The organism is Rhodococcus sp. T2V (genome assembly GCF_029269925.1).
GTDB classification, from domain to species: domain Bacteria; phylum Actinomycetota; class Actinomycetes; order Mycobacteriales; family Mycobacteriaceae; genus Rhodococcus_F; species Rhodococcus_F koreensis.
This window is the reverse complement of record NZ_JARJBD010000029.1, coordinates 23280-39668: the sequence shown is the minus strand read 5'-3', so window position 1 is coordinate 39668 and position 16389 is coordinate 23280. Positions and strand designations below refer to the sequence as shown.

General features: G+C 70.0%; 16 protein-coding genes. 13 read left to right on the top strand and 3 right to left on the bottom strand.

Annotated features, from left to right (window positions below; translation table 11 throughout):
- Positions 1-47 precede the first annotated feature (47 nt).
- From P3H15_RS23865 to P3H15_RS23835, 7 genes are read left to right on the top strand one after another with little or no spacing between them, the layout of a single operon-like run.
- Positions 48-881, top strand: coding sequence for a GNAT family N-acetyltransferase (locus P3H15_RS23865; RefSeq protein WP_276139488.1), 834 nt, complete (start codon positions 48-50; stop codon positions 879-881).
- The gene (locus P3H15_RS23860) at positions 878-1819 is read left to right on the top strand and encodes a 1-acyl-sn-glycerol-3-phosphate acyltransferase (RefSeq protein ID WP_276139487.1); all 942 of its coding nucleotides are present in this window, start codon (positions 878-880) and stop codon (positions 1817-1819) included. Before P3H15_RS23865 ends, P3H15_RS23860 begins: the two co-directional genes overlap by 4 nt.
- A gap of 17 nt (positions 1820-1836) precedes the next feature.
- Positions 1837-3057: a cysteine desulfurase family protein gene (locus tag P3H15_RS23855; protein WP_276139486.1), complete on the top strand. Its 1221-nt coding sequence runs from the start codon at positions 1837-1839 to the stop codon at positions 3055-3057.
- The gene (mnmA, locus tag P3H15_RS23850) at positions 3057-4151 is read left to right on the top strand and encodes a tRNA 2-thiouridine(34) synthase MnmA (protein WP_276139485.1); all 1095 of its coding nucleotides are present in this window, start codon (positions 3057-3059) and stop codon (positions 4149-4151) included. Before P3H15_RS23855 ends, mnmA begins: the two co-directional genes overlap by 1 nt.
- Positions 4148-5170: a methionine synthase gene (locus tag P3H15_RS23845; protein ID WP_276139484.1), complete on the top strand. Its 1023-nt coding sequence runs from the start codon at positions 4148-4150 to the stop codon at positions 5168-5170. The genes mnmA and P3H15_RS23845 overlap by 4 nt, the downstream gene beginning before the upstream one ends.
- A gap of 41 nt (positions 5171-5211) precedes the next feature.
- The gene (gene ligA / locus P3H15_RS23840; RefSeq protein ID WP_276139483.1) at positions 5212-7302 is read left to right on the top strand and encodes an NAD-dependent DNA ligase LigA; all 2091 of its coding nucleotides are present in this window, start codon (positions 5212-5214) and stop codon (positions 7300-7302) included.
- A gap of 57 nt (positions 7303-7359) precedes the next feature.
- Positions 7360-7848, top strand: coding sequence for a GNAT family N-acetyltransferase (locus tag P3H15_RS23835; RefSeq protein WP_276139482.1), 489 nt, complete (start codon positions 7360-7362; stop codon positions 7846-7848).
- 45 nt (positions 7849-7893) lie between these two features.
- Here the strand turns inward: P3H15_RS23835 and P3H15_RS23830 are convergent, their stop codons facing one another.
- Positions 7894-8544, bottom strand: coding sequence for an amino acid-binding protein (locus P3H15_RS23830; RefSeq protein WP_025432327.1), 651 nt, complete (start codon positions 8542-8544; stop codon positions 7894-7896).
- Positions 8545-8748: 204 nt separating this feature from the next.
- Between P3H15_RS23830 and P3H15_RS23825 the strand changes: the two genes are divergently transcribed.
- The 3 genes from P3H15_RS23825 (at position 8749) to gatA (ending at position 11159) form a co-directional block, all read left to right on the top strand.
- On the top strand, positions 8749-9306 hold the full coding sequence (locus P3H15_RS23825; RefSeq protein WP_276139481.1) for an antibiotic biosynthesis monooxygenase: 558 nt from the start codon (positions 8749-8751) through the stop codon (positions 9304-9306).
- Positions 9307-9381: 75 nt separating this feature from the next.
- A complete protein-coding gene (gene gatC, locus P3H15_RS23820; protein WP_005240352.1) occupies positions 9382-9681 on the top strand; it encodes an Asp-tRNA(Asn)/Glu-tRNA(Gln) amidotransferase subunit GatC in 300 nt (99 codons plus the stop codon).
- A complete protein-coding gene (gene gatA, locus P3H15_RS23815; RefSeq protein WP_072937739.1) occupies positions 9678-11159 on the top strand; it encodes an Asp-tRNA(Asn)/Glu-tRNA(Gln) amidotransferase subunit GatA in 1482 nt (493 codons plus the stop codon). Before gatC ends, gatA begins: the two co-directional genes overlap by 4 nt.
- On the opposite strand, the gene P3H15_RS23810 is transcribed toward gatA, so the two are convergent.
- On the bottom strand, positions 11156-12607 hold the full coding sequence (locus P3H15_RS23810; protein ID WP_276139480.1) for an alpha/beta-hydrolase family protein: 1452 nt from the start codon (positions 12605-12607) through the stop codon (positions 11156-11158). The two genes, gatA and P3H15_RS23810, sit on opposite strands and share 4 nt — an antisense overlap.
- A complete protein-coding gene (locus tag P3H15_RS23805; protein ID WP_276139479.1) occupies positions 12604-13245 on the bottom strand; it encodes a hypothetical protein in 642 nt (213 codons plus the stop codon). Before P3H15_RS23805 ends, P3H15_RS23810 begins: the two co-directional genes overlap by 4 nt.
- Positions 13246-13384: 139 nt before the next feature.
- On the opposite strand from P3H15_RS23805, the gene P3H15_RS23800 reads away from it, so the two are divergent.
- The 3 genes from P3H15_RS23800 to P3H15_RS23790 all read left to right on the top strand — a co-directional run bounded on the left by P3H15_RS23800 (position 13385) and on the right by P3H15_RS23790 (position 16381).
- Entirely contained in the window at positions 13385-14581 is a 1197-nt protein-coding gene (locus P3H15_RS23800) for a sensor histidine kinase (RefSeq protein ID WP_276139478.1), read from the top strand.
- Positions 14582-14590: 9 nt separating this feature from the next.
- Complete coding sequence (locus P3H15_RS23795; protein ID WP_015890224.1) at positions 14591-15253, top strand: response regulator transcription factor; 663 nt, start codon at positions 14591-14593, stop codon at positions 15251-15253.
- Between the two features lie 96 nt (positions 15254-15349).
- The gene (locus P3H15_RS23790; RefSeq protein ID WP_276139477.1) at positions 15350-16381 is read left to right on the top strand and encodes an ATP-dependent 6-phosphofructokinase; all 1032 of its coding nucleotides are present in this window, start codon (positions 15350-15352) and stop codon (positions 16379-16381) included.
- Positions 16382-16389: the final 8 nt, after the last annotated feature.

Here is a 16389-nt window from a genome sequence, read left to right as displayed (position 1 = left end):
CACCCGGGCGACGCCCCCGCGCCGCCCCTGCTCGGTAAACCTGCGCCATGACAACTTCGTCAGTTCTCCGCGCACCGAGTGAGACCGCCGATTCTGTTGTAACCGCACCCAGGTACTCCCTGGTCGTCTCGTCCGACCGCGAACACCGCGTGGCCGCTCAGCGGTTGCGGTACCGCGTGTTCGCCTCGGAACCCGGTTTCTCCGTCCCCGCGCACGCGGACGCCCTCGACTCCGACCGGTTCGACGACTTCTGCGACCACCTCCTCGTCCGGCACGAGGAGACCGGCGAATTCGTCGGGTGCTATCGCATGCTCCCGCCCGACGCCGCCGCCCAGGCCGGCGGCTATTACACCGCCACCGAATTCGACATCTCGGCACTCGATCCCGTCGGCAACCGCATCGTCGAGATGGGCCGGGCGTGCGTCGACCCCGATCACCGTTCCGGTTCGGTCCTGAGCCTGATGTGGGCCGGGATCCTCCACTACCTGCAATTGACCGGATACGAGTGGGTGATGGGCTGCGTCTCCGTGCCGATGCGGGAGCACCCGGACGCGGTGGCCGGTTCCAACGTCCGCGGCGTGCGTGATCTGCTGCTCCGCAAGTACGGCAGCGACCCGGCCTCCCGGGCCGTGCCCAGGAACCCGGTGCGCGTCGACGGGCGATCACTCGACGAGATCGACCCGCCCGCCCGCCCGGTCCTGCCGCCGCTGCTCCGGGGATATCTGCGCCTCGGCGCCAAGGTGTGCGGGGAGCCCGCGCACGACCCGGAATTCGGTGTCGCCGACTTCGTCGCCCTGCAGGGACTGCACGGCGCGAACGAGCGGTACCTCGACCGCCTGCGTTCGGCTTCGGCCACTTTCGAGGCGGGGGCGCAGGCATGAGCGCCGCGGTGCCGGAGACGGCCGCGGTGCCGGAGACGGCTGCAGTGCCCGTGCATTCGTGGATGCCGTCGAGTCCGTGCGGCGCGGGATGCCTGCCCGCGGAGGCGAACGCCGTGTCGATCCCGACCGTGGTCGTGCGGTGGTGCCTCGTGGTGTCGGCGCTGGCGACGGCGCCGCTCCTGACCGCGGGATGGTTGCTGCCGCGGTTGTGGCGGACGGGTCTGCAGCGTCGGTATGCGGCGATTCTGTTGCGCTGCGTGGGAATTCGCCTCGTCGTGGTCGATCACCGCGGAAAGCGCCGGCACGACGGCGGGCTTCTGGTGGTGGCCGGCCACGTGTCCTGGACCGACGTGCTGGTGCTCAGTGCGCTGGCACCGGCGAACTTCGTCGCCCGCGGCGATCTGCTGGACTGGCCGGTTCTGGGTTCGCTCGCCCGGCGGATGCGGGTCGTCCCGATCGAACGGCAGAGCCTGCGGGCGCTCCCGGGCACCGTGGCGACGACGGCGGGCAGGCTGCGCGACGGCGAACGAGTCGTGGCGTTCCCCGAGGGCACGACGTGGTGTGGACGGGCGTACGGCGGATTCCGGCCCGCGCTGTTCCAGGCGGCGATCGACGCGGAGTGCCCGGTTCAGCCGATCTCGCTGCGATACACCGGACGGGGCGGCGAACTGACGACCGGGCCGTGCTTCGTGGGCGAGGAGACGATCGGCCGGTCGATCCGGCGCATCATCCGTCAGAAGGGCGTCAACGCCGAGGTCCGGCTGGCGCCGATCGAGTATCCGGGGGAGTGCCGCCGCGATCTTGCGGCCCGATGCGAACGCGCCGCCCGAGGCGACGAACGCATCGATCTCGCGGCGCACGACATCGTCGATCCGCTGCAGAGTGCGGTCGGGACGGCGGCTACGGACGTCGAGGCGGCGGAGCGTCTCGTCGCCTGAGCTATCCTGGTCACGTCATGACCTCTGCCCGCAGTGCCGATCACCCCGTCTACCTGGACCACGCAGCCACCACTCCCATGGTGCCGGCGAGCGTCCGGGCGATGACCGACATCTTCAGTACCGTGGGCAATGCGTCCTCGCTGCACGGTTCCGGGCGCGCCGCCCGCCGTCGCATCGAGGAGGCCCGCGAGTCCATCGCCGCCGACCTCGGCGCCAGGCCGTCCGAGGTCATCTTCACCTCCGGTGGCACCGAGAGCGACAACCTCGCGGTCAAGGGCATCTTCTGGGCGCGGCGTGACGCCGACCCCGGGCGGGTGCGGATTTTGGCCAGTGCCGTCGAGCATCATGCGGTGCTCGACGCGGTGGAGTGGCTCGAGAAGCACGAGGGCGCACAGGTCACGTGGCTGCCCGTCGACGAACTGGGCCGGGTGTCGCCGCAGACGCTGCGCGACGAACTCGCCGTCCATGCGGACGAAACCGCCCTGGTCACGATCATGTGGGCCAACAACGAGGTCGGCACGATCATGCCGATCACCGAACTCGCCGCGGTGGCGGCCGAGTTCGGTGTGCCCGTGCACAGCGACGCCGTCCAGGCCGTCACGCACATCCCCGTGGACTTCGCTGCCAGCGGGCTGTCCGCGCTGAGCATCGCCGCGCACAAGGTCGGCGGACCGCAGGGTGTCGGTGCACTCCTGCTGGGACGGCAGGTGCCGTGTGTGCCGTTGCTGCACGGCGGGGGACACGAACGCGACCTGCGTTCGGGCACCCCGGACACCGCGGGTGTCGTCGGCATGGCGGCGGCGCTGCGCGACGCGACCGCGAATCTCGACTCCCGCGCCGCGGAACTGTCCGTCCTGCGCGACCGCCTCATCGAGCGCGTCGGCGAGATCGTCCCGGACGCCGTGCTGAACGGTCCGGTGGGCAGCGCGCGACTGCCGGGCAACGCCCACTTCACGTTCCCCGGTTGCGAGGGCGATTCGCTGCTGATGCTGCTCGACGCCGCCGGGATCGAGTGCTCGACCGGTTCGGCGTGTACCGCCGGTGTCGCCCGCCCCAGCCACGTCCTGACCGCGATGGGCGTGGAGGCCGCGACCGCGCGCGGGTCGTTGCGCTTCTCGTTCGGGCACACGTCGACGGTCGCGGACGTGGATGCAGTCATCGCGGCACTGCCGCAAGTTGTGGAGCGGGCCCGCGCCGCCGGGCTCGCCGGTGTCGGAGCGCGTGGAGGGAATCGTTGATGCGAGTACTGGCGGCCATGAGCGGCGGCGTCGATTCCGCCGTGGCGGCGGCACGGGCAGTCGCTGCCGGACACGACGTGGTGGGTGTGCATCTCGCGCTGTCCGCCGAGCCGGGCACGCTGCGCACCGGGTCCCGGGGCTGCTGCTCCAAGGAAGACGCCGGTGACGCCCGGCGTGCCGCGGACGTGCTCGGAATCCCGTTCTACGTATGGGATTTCGCCGACCGCTTCAAGGAAGACGTGATCGACGACTTCGTGGCGTCCTACGCGGCGGGGGAGACCCCCAACCCGTGCCTGCGATGCAATGAGAAGATCAAGTTCGCGGCGCTCGCGGACCGCGCGATCGCCCTCGGGTTCGACGCGGTGGCCACCGGTCACTACGCGCAGCTCGACAACGGTGTGCTGCGCCGTGCCGTCGACGCGGACAAGGACCAGTCGTACGTGCTCGGTGTTCTGACGGCCGAGCAGTTGTCGCGGGCGATGTTCCCCGTCGGCGACACCCCGAAGGACCGGATCCGGGAAGAGGCCGCCGAACGCGGTCTCGCCGTGGCGAACAAGCCCGACAGCCACGACATCTGCTTCATCCCGTCCGGTGACACCCGGGCGTTCCTCGGCGCCCACATCGGTGTCCGCCCGGGCAGTGTGGTCGACGCCGATTCGGGTGAGGTGCTCGCGGAACACGAAGGCGTGCACGGGTTCACGATCGGTCAGCGGAAGGGCCTCGGCGTCCAGGGCCCCGCGGCCGACGGGCAGCCGCGGTACGTGACGTCGATCGAACCCGAAACCGGCACCGTCCGTGTCGGTTCGGCGCGTAACCTCGAAGTGCACGCGATCAGCGCGGACCGCGCCGTGTGGACGTCCGGGAGCGCGCCGTCCGGACCGGTCGAATGCACCGTCCAGGTGCGCGCGCACGGCGGACTCGCCGAGGCGGTGGCGGAAGCCGTCGACGGAGGTATCCGCATCTCGCTGCGCGACCCGCTCACCGGTGTGGCGAAGGGACAGGCCGTCGTTCTGTACCGGACCGACCCGGCAGGCGACATCGTGCTGGGTAGCGGAACCATCTCGGGCACCGACGCGCATCCGAACACGCAGTGACGCAGGGTATTTCATTGGCCGGTGGCGTCACCGGCGTCGGCTCGTGGCCCGGAGCGGACCCGCGTGAAGCCGCCACCGTCGTCCTCGGCGAACTCGGCAGGCTCCCGCACCTGGTGGAGCTGCCCGCCCGCGGGCTCGGCGCCGACATGATCGGCCGCGCCAGCGCCCTGCTCGTGGATCTGCAACTGGACGTGTCCACGTCCGCCTACCGCGTGGTGCAGCGTCGCGGCTCGGTGGCCAAGCGGGCGACCGACTTCCTGAACCAGGACCTCGACGCGCTCGAGGAAGCGTGGGAGAGTGCGGGCCTCGTCGGGGCCGATCACGTGGTGAAGGTGCAGTCGGTCGGTCCTCTCACGCTGGCGGCCGAGGTGGAACTCGGCACCGGAAGGCGCGTGCTCACCGACCCCGGTGCAGTGCGCGATTTCGCCGAATCGCTGGGGGAAGGACTCGCGCGGCATGCCGCGGAGGTCACCCGGCGTGTCGGTGCGCAGGTGCTGATCCAGTTCGACGAGCCACGACTGCCTGCCGTGCTGGCGGGCACGCTGTCCGGTCGGTCGAGGCTCGAGACCGTGCGGGCGATGCCGGAGCCGGAGGCTCTCGCCGTGCTCGAGGCCGCCCTCGCCGGCTCCGGCGGAGTGACTATGGTGCACTGCTGCTCCGCGGACCTGCCCACGGACCTGCTGCGGCGCAGCAGTGCGCGCGCGGTCGGTCTGGACGTGTCGCAGCTGGCGCCTGCGGACCTGGACAGCATCGGCGAGTTGCTCGACGCGGGCAAGGAGCTGGCGCTGGGGCTGATCCCGACCACCGCTCCGGCCGTGCCCGCCACCTGGCGCGACCTCGCCCGACCTGCGGTGACGCTGATCGACCGGCTCGGATTTCCGCGCACGACGCTGCGGACGCAGGTCGCCGTGACACCGGCCTGCGGACTCGCGGGCGCCGACGGCTCCTGGAGCCGCGACGCGCTGAAGTTCTGCGCCGAGGTGAGCAGCGCGTTCACCGACGACCCCGAATCGCTCTGAGTGCGGGGTTCGGTGTCGGCCGGACCGGTTAATCTTCGATGGTGAGTGAATCGACCGCAGCCCCGACACCGGCCCCCGGACATGTCCGGGAGCACTGGAACGAGCTGGCCGAGGAAGTGCGGCAGCACCAGTTCCGCTACTACGTCCGCGACGCGCCCATCATCTCCGACGGAGAGTTCGACGTGCTGCTGGGCGAGCTGAACGACCTCGAGAACCAGTACCCCGACCTGCGGACGCCGGATTCGCCGACCCAGCTCGTCGGCGGCGGATTCGCCACCGACTTCGCCTCCGCCGACCACCTCGAGCGGATGCTGAGCCTCGACAACGTCTTCGCGACCGACGAACTGCGCACCTGGATCAGCCGGGTGGAGCAGGAGACCGGCCCCGACCTGCACTACCTGTGCGAGGTGAAGATCGACGGAGTCGCGCTGAACCTGGTGTACGAGAACGGCAGACTCGTCCGCGCCGCCACCCGCGGCGACGGCCGGACCGGTGAGGAAGTGACGCTCAACGCCCGGACCATCGACGACATCCCGGAAAAACTCACCGGCACAGACGAATACCCGGTTCCGGCGCTCCTCGAGGTGCGCGGTGAGGTGTTCTTCCGGCTCGAGGACTTCGCGGCACTCAACGCGGCGCTCGTCGAGGAGGGCAAGGCGCCGTTCGCGAATCCCCGGAACTCTGCGGCCGGGTCGCTGCGGCAGAAGAATCCGGCCGTCACGGCCCGCAGGCGCCTCGGGATGATCTGCCACGGCCTCGGCCGGAGCGAAGGATTCGAGCCGGCCTCCCAGTACGACGCGTACACGGCGCTGGCGGCGTGGGGCCTGCCCGTGTCGACCCACACCGTCCGCGTCACGGGCGCGGACGCCGTCGTGGACAGGGTGCAGTACTGGGGCGAGCACCGGCACGACGTGGAGCACGAGATCGACGGTCTGGTGGTCAAGGTCGACGAGACGTCGCTGCAACGCCGGCTGGGGTCCACGTCGCGGGCGCCGCGCTGGGCGATCGCGTACAAGTACCCGCCGGAGGAGGCCACCACCAAGCTCCTCGACATCCGGGTCAACGTCGGCCGCACCGGCCGGGTCACCCCGTTCGCCTACATGGAGCCGGTCACCGTCGCCGGGTCCACCGTCTCCCTCGCCACCCTGCACAACGGCTCCGAGGTCAAACGCAAGGGCGTGCTGATCGGCGACACGGTGGTGCTGCGCAAGGCCGGCGACGTGATTCCCGAGGTCCTCGGGCCCGTGGTCGACGCCAGGACCGGCGACGAGTACGAGTTCGTGATGCCGGCGAACTGCCCGGAGTGCGACACGCCGCTCGCTCCCGCCAAGGAGGGCGACGCGGACATCCGCTGCCCCAACCAGCAGTACTGCCCCGCGCAACTCCGGGAACGTGTGTTCCACGTCGCGGGCCGCGGTGCGTTCGACATCGAGGTGCTCGGCTACGAGGCCGCGACGAGCCTGCTCGAAGCGAAGGCGATCGGCGACGAAGGCGACCTGTTCTCGCTCACCGAGGACGATCTGCTGAAGACGACGCTCTTCCGGACCAAGGCCGGCGGGCTGTCGGCCAACGGCCGCAGGCTGCTCGACAATCTCGATACCGCCAAGGACAAGCCGCTGTGGCGGGTGCTGGTCGCGCTGTCGATCCGCCACGTCGGTCCGACGGCGGCGCGGGCGCTCGCGGGCGAGTTCGGGTCGCTCGACCGGATCCGGGAGAGCTCCGTCGAGGAACTCGCGGCGGTCGACGGGGTCGGCGGCACCATCGCCGCGGCCGTCGTCGAATGGTTCGGCGTCGACTGGCACCGGCAGATCGTCGACAAGTGGTCGGCGGCCGGTGTGCGCATGGAAGACGAACGCGACGAATCGATTCCGCGCAACCTCGAGGGCCTGTCGATCGTCGTCACGGGTTCGCTCGAGACGTTCTCCCGCGACCAGGCGAAGGAGGCGATCCTCGTCCGGGGCGGCAAGGCCGCGGGTTCGGTGTCGAAGAAGACGGCGTTCGTGGTGGCCGGCGAATCCCCGGGGTCGAAGCACGACAAGGCCGTCGAACTCGGTGTGCCGGTCCTCGACGAGGACGGGTTCCGCCGACTGCTGGAGGGGGGACCGGACGCGATCGCGGATTCCGGGGTGTGACGGGAACCTCACGCTCGAGTTTTGGGCGGCGTGAGCTGTCCTGTCATAGTTCTGGACATGATCGAGATTCGGAATGCGACACCGGACGAGTACGAGGCCGTCAGCGACCTCACGGTGATCGCCTACGTGGGCGGCGGACACGTCGAGGCACACGATCCGTACACGAACCGGTTGCGCGACACCGCGGAACGAGCGGACAAGGCGGAGGTCCGGGTGGCGGTGTTGGAGGGCCGGGTCGTGGGTTCCGTCACGATCGCGGAACCGGCGTCCCCGTACGCCGACGTCGCGCAGCCGGGGGAACTCGAATTCCGGATGCTCGCCGTGTCACCCGACGCCCGCGGTTCCGGCGTCGGGTCGGCGCTCGTGCGGCACGTGCTCGACACGGCCTACGACCGCGGCGACCGCGCGGTCGTCATGTCGACCCAGTCCGACATGGAAGACGCACGCCGCATCTACGACCGCAACGGGTTCGTGCCTGTGCCCGACCGCAATTGGGAGCCCGTCCCGGGTGTCGAGCTCACCGTCCTGGTCCGCGAACTCGTCTGAGACGACCACGACCACGGCCCCGGACCTTCCGGCCCGGGGCCAAGGTCAGCTCAGCACGGTCGCGATGATGCCGGCGAGGTAGCCCAGCCGGGCGATCTCGGACGGACGGAACTCCGGGCCGCCGGGGCGGCCGAGCATCAGCACCCGGCCGGTGGTCCCGAGGGGAGCCGCGGCGAGTGTGGTGTTCATGTCGCGCCACACCTGCGGCACCCAGTCGCCCTCGCCGTCCAGCGCGGTGGGCTTCTCCAGCGGCATCCACGGGATCTCGGTGGCGTGCGTCTCGGGCGCTCCCGAGCTGCCGACCACCCGGTATGCGCCGTGCGGGCCGAGGTCTGCGACCACGGACCAGCCGACCCGGAGCACCCGCGGGGCGCCGTCGACGAGGACCTGCAGTCGATCGTCCGCGGCGGTGGCGACCTGGTCGATGAGCTCGAGCTCGCGGTGGGTGTCGAGTATTCCGGCGTACGGCCGGATGGAGTCGACGGTGACGCCGGGCAGATTCTCGGCGGCCGTGATGAGGGTGTCGGGGAGCGATCCCGGCTCGACATCGACGACGAGGTCGTCGATGGCGAATCCGGCACCCCGTTCCACGACGTCGAGCGACAGAATGTCAGCACCCACCGAGCCCAGGGCGACGGCGAGAGAGCCGAGGCTACCGGGACGGTCGGGGAGCTGGACGCGAAGCAGATACGACACGTGCGTCCCTTTCACCACGAGATAGACGCGGGAGTACCTGCGACCCCCGTCGCTCACCATCCTTGCACTTTCGTTCCCGAGTATGCGGTCCCCCCTGCGGCTTCGCCCGGGGCGGGACGGGGATTCGCAGGTCGCGTTCGATTCGTGACATCGCCGATACGGATTCGCCTCGTGCGCGAAACACGACGGCCCAAACATGGGTGCATGAACACCACGGCAACGGGAGTGACGACGTCCGTCTCGAGGCGGGTGGCGGCGGGCCGGGAGCAGGAATTCCTGCGCTGGACGGACGCCGGGATGGCGATGGCGGGCACGTTCCCGGGGTTCCTCGGCGGGGGCTGGCTGCGCGCGGTGTCCGACCCCGAGCAGTACCACGTGGTGTACCGGTTCGCGGACGAGGACACGCTCGACGCATGGATCACCTCGCCCGCGCGGAAGGTGTGGGTGGGGCGGGGGACGGGTCTGGCGCAGGACACGGTGACGCACCGGCTGACCGGGGTGGAGGGCTGGTTCGAACCGCAGTCGACGCTCACCCACGCCGTGCGGGTCAGCGCCCCACCGCCGCGGTGGAAGCAGGCGGTCACCATCTGGCTCGGCTTCTTCCCGATCTCGCTGCTCGTCGCGATCTTCGTCACTCCCCGGCTGGCGCCCCTGGACGTGGTGACCCGCACCGTAGTGGCGACGGTGCTCACGACGCCGGTGATGGTCTTCGTGGTTCTTCCGTTCCTGACGGCCAGGTTGCGGCGCTGGCTGCACGGCTGATCCGGGCACTGCTCTAGGCTGGGACCCACTTGTGTACGTCCGAACGTGTACGTCCGAACCGAAAGGGGCCCCGCGGTGCCTGCCATCTCCCGTGACGAGGTCGCGCACCTCGCGCGGCTGTCTCGACTCGCCCTGACCGATGCCGAGCTCGACGAGTTCGCCGGTCAGCTGGACTCGATTCTCAGCCACGTGAAGGTGGTCACCGAGGTGCCCGCCGAGGATGTTCCGCCGATGGCGAACCCGAACGCCGTCACCAACGTGACCCGTCCCGACGTGATCGTTCCCGGCCTGACGCCCGAGCAGGCGCTGTCCGGCGCGCCGGCCGTCGAGCAGGATCGTTTCGCCGTCCCGCAGATTCTTGGAGAGGGCGAATGAGCGCCGAACTGACCACTCTCGACGCCGCAGACCTCGCGTCGAAGATCCACAGCCGTGAGGTGTCCTCCGTCGAGGTCACCCAGGCGCATCTGGACCGCATCGCCGCGGTCGACGGAGAGCTGAACGCCTTCCTGCACGTGGCGGGCGAGCAGGCCCTCGTGTCGGCGAAGGAGGTGGACAGCAGCCTCGCCGCAGGTGATGCTCCCGCCTCCCCGTTGGCGGGAGTTCCGTTGGCGCTCAAGGACATCTTCACCACCACCGACATGCCCACCACGTGTGCGTCGAAGATCCTCGAAGGCTGGATCGCGCCGTACGACGCGACGCTGACGAAGAAGCTGCGCGACGCAGGCATCCCGATCCTGGGAAAGACCAACCTCGACGAGTTCGCGATGGGGTCGTCCACCGAGAACTCCGCGTACGGCCCCACCCGCAACCCGTGGGACACGACCCGCATCCCGGGCGGCTCCGGCGGCGGCAGCGCCGCGGCCCTCGCGTCCCGGCAGGCCCCGCTCGCGATCGGCACCGACACGGGTGGCTCGATCCGCCAGCCCGCCGCCGTCACGGCGACGGTCGGTACCAAGCCGACGTACGGCACGGTGTCCCGGTTCGGTCTCGTCGCTTGCGCGTCCTCGCTCGACCAGGGTGGTCCGTGCGGTCGCACGGTGCTCGACACCGCACTGCTGCACGAGGTCATCGCCGGGCACGACCCGCGCGACTCCACGTCGATCGACGCGCCCGTGCGTCCCGTGGTGGCGGCTGCGCGCGAGGGCGCAGGGGGCAACCTGAAGGGCGTGAAGGTCGGTGTGGTCAAGGAACTGCACTCCGACAGCTACCAGCCCGGGGTCATCTCCTCGTTCGATGCGGCCGTCGCGCAACTCACCGAACTCGGTGCCGAGGTCGTCGAGGTGTCGTGCCCCAACTTCGAGTACGCGCTCGCGTCGTACTACCTCATCCTGCCGAGCGAGGTGTCGTCGAACCTCGCGCGCTTCGACGCCATGCGGTACGGGCTGCGCATCGACCAGGGCGACATGAGCGCCGACCAGGTGATGGCCGCGACGCGTGCCGCCGGCTTCGGCCCGGAGGTCAAGCGTCGCATCATGATCGGCACCTACGCGCTGTCGTCCGGCTACTACGACGCCTACTACGGTCAGGCGCTCAAGGTGCGGACGCTCATCGCCCGGGACTTCGACAAGGCCTACGAGAAGGTGGACGTCCTGGTGTCGCCCACCAGTCCGTTCACGCCGTGGAAGCTGGGCGAGAAGGTCGGCGACCCGCTCGCGATGTACCTGTCGGACCTGTGCACGCTGCCCACCAACCTGGCCGGGCACTGCGCGATGTCGGTCCCGTCGGGGCTGTCCGCGGACGACGGTCTGCCGGTGGGACTGCAGATCATGGCCCCCGCGCTCGCCGACGAGCGGCTGTACCGGGTCGGTGCCGCCTACGAGGCCGCGCGCGGTCCGATCGGCTCGCCGAGCTAGGAGCAGTCGGGCAGGGCGGTGCCCTGCTCGGTGCCGTAGCGGTGTCCGTGCCCGGACGCGAAGTTCAGCGCGGACACCAGGTCGACACTCGTCTGCAGGAACGTGATGCCCGGAATCCATTGGGGGACCGGCGCATCGCGTACCGCGAGCGAGAGGTCGGGCCGGTGCAGGATCAGGTCGGGCGACCACCACACCACCGGGTCGGACGTGTTCGCCAGCACCGTCGCGCCGTCCGTCAGCACGGAACCGGCGGGCGGGCCCGACCACAATGCGCCGCAGACGCGTTCCCGGAGTTGATCGGCGTCGGTGAAAATCGCACTGCCGCCGACGGATCCGAGACTCTGGCCGTAGACGTAGAGCGCCGGGCGAAGGACGTCGGGTAGGTCGGCGATCCGCTCGGCGACGGCATCGAACAATGCTGCCGCCGAGTCGTCTGCGGCGGAACGTCCGAACACGAACGTGATCCAGCTCGGCAGATACGAGTACTGCATGCCGACGATCGCGACGTCGTCGGCGAAGCGATCCTCGAATCCTTCGGCCGCGTTCTCGTCGATCCATCCCGAGCCGGTGGGTACCGTGACGACGATGGCGGACCGGGTGAACCCGCCCGCCCGCTCCAGCTCCGAGACCGCCAGTGCCGCACGGGATTCGACGTCGGGGGCCGAATCCATTCCCACGTAGGTGCGGATGGCGGCCGACTGCTCGCCCGCCGCCACGAACCGCCGCCCCTGGCGCCCGAGCGACTCCCAGCTGATCGCGGACTCCGGACTGCCGGACGATTCGGCCGACACCGGCCGGTGCAGGGACACGTCGACGAGCGCGTTGGAGTCGCTGTAGGAACGGGACATCATCTCCCACAACGCGGGTCCGGCGACCAGTTGCAGCCCGGTCGCGAGTACGACGGCGGTGGTGGCGCTGCCGATCCAGCCGAGACGGCGGGCGGCCGTGGAGACGACGCTGCCGATGCCGGCGAACAGGAGGAACGTCAGCGCCGCCCCGATGATCGCCTGCATCCAGTGGTCCGGCCCGATGCCCGGCATGCCCATGGCGGCGCGCAGCGAATCCTGCCAGTGATCGGCGAGGACGATCGCCCACGTCACCACGATCATGGCGCCGATCAGGACCAGCAGACGCACCGAGTCCCGCGGAGCGTGATGCGGGTGTGTGCGCGTGACGAATCGCCGGAGCAGGCGGACGAGGACGACGATCCCGAAGCCGACCGCGGCGAGGAACCCGGTGAACAGCGCCTGCGTCAGCGCACTCCGGGGGAGCAGAGAGGGGGCGAGGGACGCGAGATTCGCGGTGGTGACGGCGATCGTGGAGGAGGTGCGCGGGAGCGCCGAGATCGGGATTGTCGTGGTCAGTGTGCGGCGCAGGGTATTCGGCGCGGTACGCGAGCGGGAGTGCGCGGGGCTCCGTCCCGGACCGGACAGAGCCGCGGTGGTCATGCGATCGCCCCGACCGGACGCGGGCGGCGGCGGATCGACCAGGCCGCGCCTGCGAGCAGTGCGGCGCCGGCGGCGCCGGCCAGCGCGTACGGGAGCCCGGATTCGGTGACCGGCGTCGAATAGCCTTGACGCCAGCTGTTTCCGGTGACGGCGGTGGTCGCGATGTTGGCCATCACGAAGCACTGCGCCCGTGCCTGCTCGTCGAGACGGGTGTCGCACGCGGTGTGCATCCGCTGATCCAGCTGCGCGTCGAGCGACTGCCGCGCCCAGGGTCCGAGATCCTCGCCGGACCGCGACGCGTACCGCAGCAGGTCGTAGCCGAGGTCGTGGGCCTTGCACGCGGTGTCGAACTCGAGCGGCAGCGGCACCGGGGAGGAGCAGTCTCCGCCGGGGTTGGCGAGCATTCCGTCGATCCGCACCGGTGTATACCCCATCACCGATGCGAAGTCCTCGGGAATGGAGTCCTCGGTGAGCGCTTCCGGTGCGGTGAGCGTGTGCACGGCGGCGGAGGCGGCGACGTTCTCGTGGCGGGGCGTGCTCGCCGCACCGGTGCCGGCGAATCCTGTGGTGGTCAGTATCGCGGTGGCCGCGCACGCCACCGCGGCCCAAGTCGTTCTCCGTGTCCCCGTCGTTCGCATGACGACGACGTTATGAATTCGTGTTGCGCAGCCACATCACTCCCGGGTCCGGTTCGATCGCTGGCCTCGTGGGGGGAGGGGACTCCGATCTCATACTCCGGTACTACGTCGACGTGAGTCCGGGGTATGAGGACAGGCCGTGACCTGTGTTTCTAGTGTCGAGGGTGTGAAGACGAAGACGCGCATCCGGAGAGCCGCCGAAGGTCAGTGGCTGAACGTGGCAATCGTCGTGGTCACGGCGATCCTGTTCGCCGTGGCGTGGCCGACCCTGCAGCTGACCCACCAGGTCAGTCCTCCGATTCAACCGTTCGTGGCGGCGCTCGCGACGTTCCCGTTCCTGCTCATCCGGTCGAACCCGGCGCTGGCCTGGGCCGTCTCCGCGATCTCGGCGCTGGTGATTCCGCGCGTCTTCGCCCTGCAGGAAGGCTACGACTACCCCTGGCAGGTAGTCCACATCCTCGTGATGCTCGCCCTGCTGGCCGCGGTCAGCATGCGGGCCGCGATCCCCGTCGTGGGTGTGGCATGGATCTCCACCGTCCTGCTGTTCCTTGCCGACACCCCGGGCACCAACGGGCGCGGGTGGGCAGTGGGACTGACCGCCATCGTCGTGTTCGGTCTGCTGATCCGGTGGCTGGTGCTGTCCCGGCGGCAACTCGCGCAGCAGGAAGAGCTGAGCGAACTCGAACGCACGCGCCGGACGATCCTCGAGGAGAAGGCCCGCATCGCCCGGGACCTGCACGACGTCGTCGCGCACCACATGTCGATGGTCGTGGTGCAGGCACAGAGTGCGCCGTACCGCATCGCGGGCATGTCGGACGAGACGCGGGCCGAGTTCGAATCGATCGGAGCCGCAGGCCGCGCCGCGCTGAACGAGGTGCGCGGACTCCTGGGGGTGCTGCGCAGCGACGGCCAGGTCGCCGAGCATGCGCCGCAGCCCGGGGTCCAGCAGATCAGCGAGCTGCTCGAGGGCAGCCGCAGGGCCGGCATTCCCGTCTCCTGGCACACCGACGGCGACCCGCGGCACGTGTCGGAGTCGGTCGGGCTGGTGATGTACCGCATCCTGCAGGAATCCCTCGCCAACACGGCCCGGCACGCAGCGGGCGCCGCGGTCGAGGTGAAGATCGCGTACGAGACGCCGATCGCATCCGTGTCGATCGTCAACGGCCCGCCGCGACGGAGCCTCGTCTCGGCCCTGACCAGGCACGAGTCGACAGGCGGCAACGGCATCATCGGGATGCGCGAGCGTGCGCAGGCGGTCGGCGGCGTACTCACCACGCACCTGCACGACAACGGCGGATTCGAGGTCCACGCCGAGTTCCCGGTCGCCTCCGCCTAGGCTGGCGGCGTGGCCATCACCGTATTCATCGCCGACGACCAGGCTATGGTCCGGCAGGGTTTCGGAGCCCTGCTCGCCTCCCAGCCCGACATCAGCGTCATCGGTGACGCCCCGGACGGGGCGGTGGCGGTGAGCGAGGTGAAGCGCCTGCGACCCGACGTGGTCCTGATGGACGTCCGCATGCCGGAGATGAACGGACTGGACGCCGCCCGCGTCATCCTGTCGGCGGGGTTCGATCCGCCGGTGCGGGTGCTCATGCTCACGACGTTCGACGTGGACGACTACGTGTACGAGGCGCTGAGCATCGGGGCCAGCGGCTTCATGCTCAAGGACGCGCCCGCAGAGGAACTCATCCGCGCGGTGCGGGTGGTCGCCGACGGCGAGGCGCTTCTCGCGCCGACCGTCACCCGGCGTCTCATCGCCGACGTGACCAGCCGCCGGAGCACCGCGCGCCGTAAACCGGCCGCGCTGTCGGCACTGACGCCCCGCGAACGCGAGGTGCTCGAGCTGATCGCCCGCGGCATGTCCAACACCGAGATCGCGGAGCGCCTGTTCGTCGCCGAGCAGACCGTCAAGACGCACGTCGGGAAGGTGCTGTCGAAGTTGGACCTGCGCGATCGAGCGCAGGCGGTGGTCCTGGCCTACGAGAGCGGTCTCGTCACACCCGGCTGACAGAACCGGCCGATCCGAGGTGCTCGAACACGTGTCGGGCGGCAAGATGTCTAATGAGAACCACCATCACCACACGAGACGACGAGGGGTGCTTGGATGCGGATCGGAATCCTTACCGGAGGCGGCGACTGCCCCGGACTCAATGCGGTGATCAGGGCAGTGGTGCGGACGGCCGACGGGCGGTACCGCAGCTCGGTGGTGGGATTCCGGGACGGCTGGCGCGGCCTGCTCGAAGACCGCAAGGTCGCGCTGTCCAGCGGCGACCGGATCGACCGGATCCTCACCCGGGGCGGCACCATCCTCGGTACCGCGCGGGTCAACCCCGACAAGCTCAAGGCCGGCCTCGGCCAGATCCGGCAGACGCTCGACGACAACGGCATCGACGCGCTCATCCCGATCGGCGGCGAGGGCACGCTCACGGCGGCGAGCTGGCTCGCCGAGAGCGGGGTGCCCGTGATCGGGGTCCCGAAGACCATCGACAACGACATCGACTGCACCGATGTGACCTTCGGTTTCGACACCGCCCTGTCGATCGCGACGGACGCGATCGACCGCCTGCACACCACTGCCGAGTCCCACCAGCGGGTGATGCTCGTCGAGGTGATGGGCAGGCACGCGGGCTGGATCGCGCTGCAGTCCGGGCTGGCCACGGGCGCGCACCTCACTCTCGTTCCCGAGGTCCCGTTCGACGTCGGCGAGGTGTGCGCCATGGTGAAGAAACGGTTCCAGCGCGGCGATTCGCACTTCATCTGTGTCGTCGCGGAGGGCGCCGCACCCACCCCGGAGTCGATGAGTCTGCGCGAAGGCGGCATCGACGAGTTCGGCCACAAACGGTTCACCGGGGTCGCACAGCAGCTCGGCGACGAGATCGAACGCCGTATCGGCAAGGAGGTGCGGACGACGGTGCTCGGGCACGTGCAGCGCGGCGGCACCCCGACGCCGTACGACCGGGTGCTCGCCACCCGCTTCGGGGTGCACGCCACGGACGCCGTCCACCGCGGCGACTTCGGCAACATGGTCGCGCTGCACGGCACGTCGATCGACCTCGTGCCCCTCGAGGAGGCCACCCGGCGCCTCAAGACGGTGCCGCGGGAGCGGTACGACGAGGCGGCCGCATTTTTCGGCTGACCGCGTTT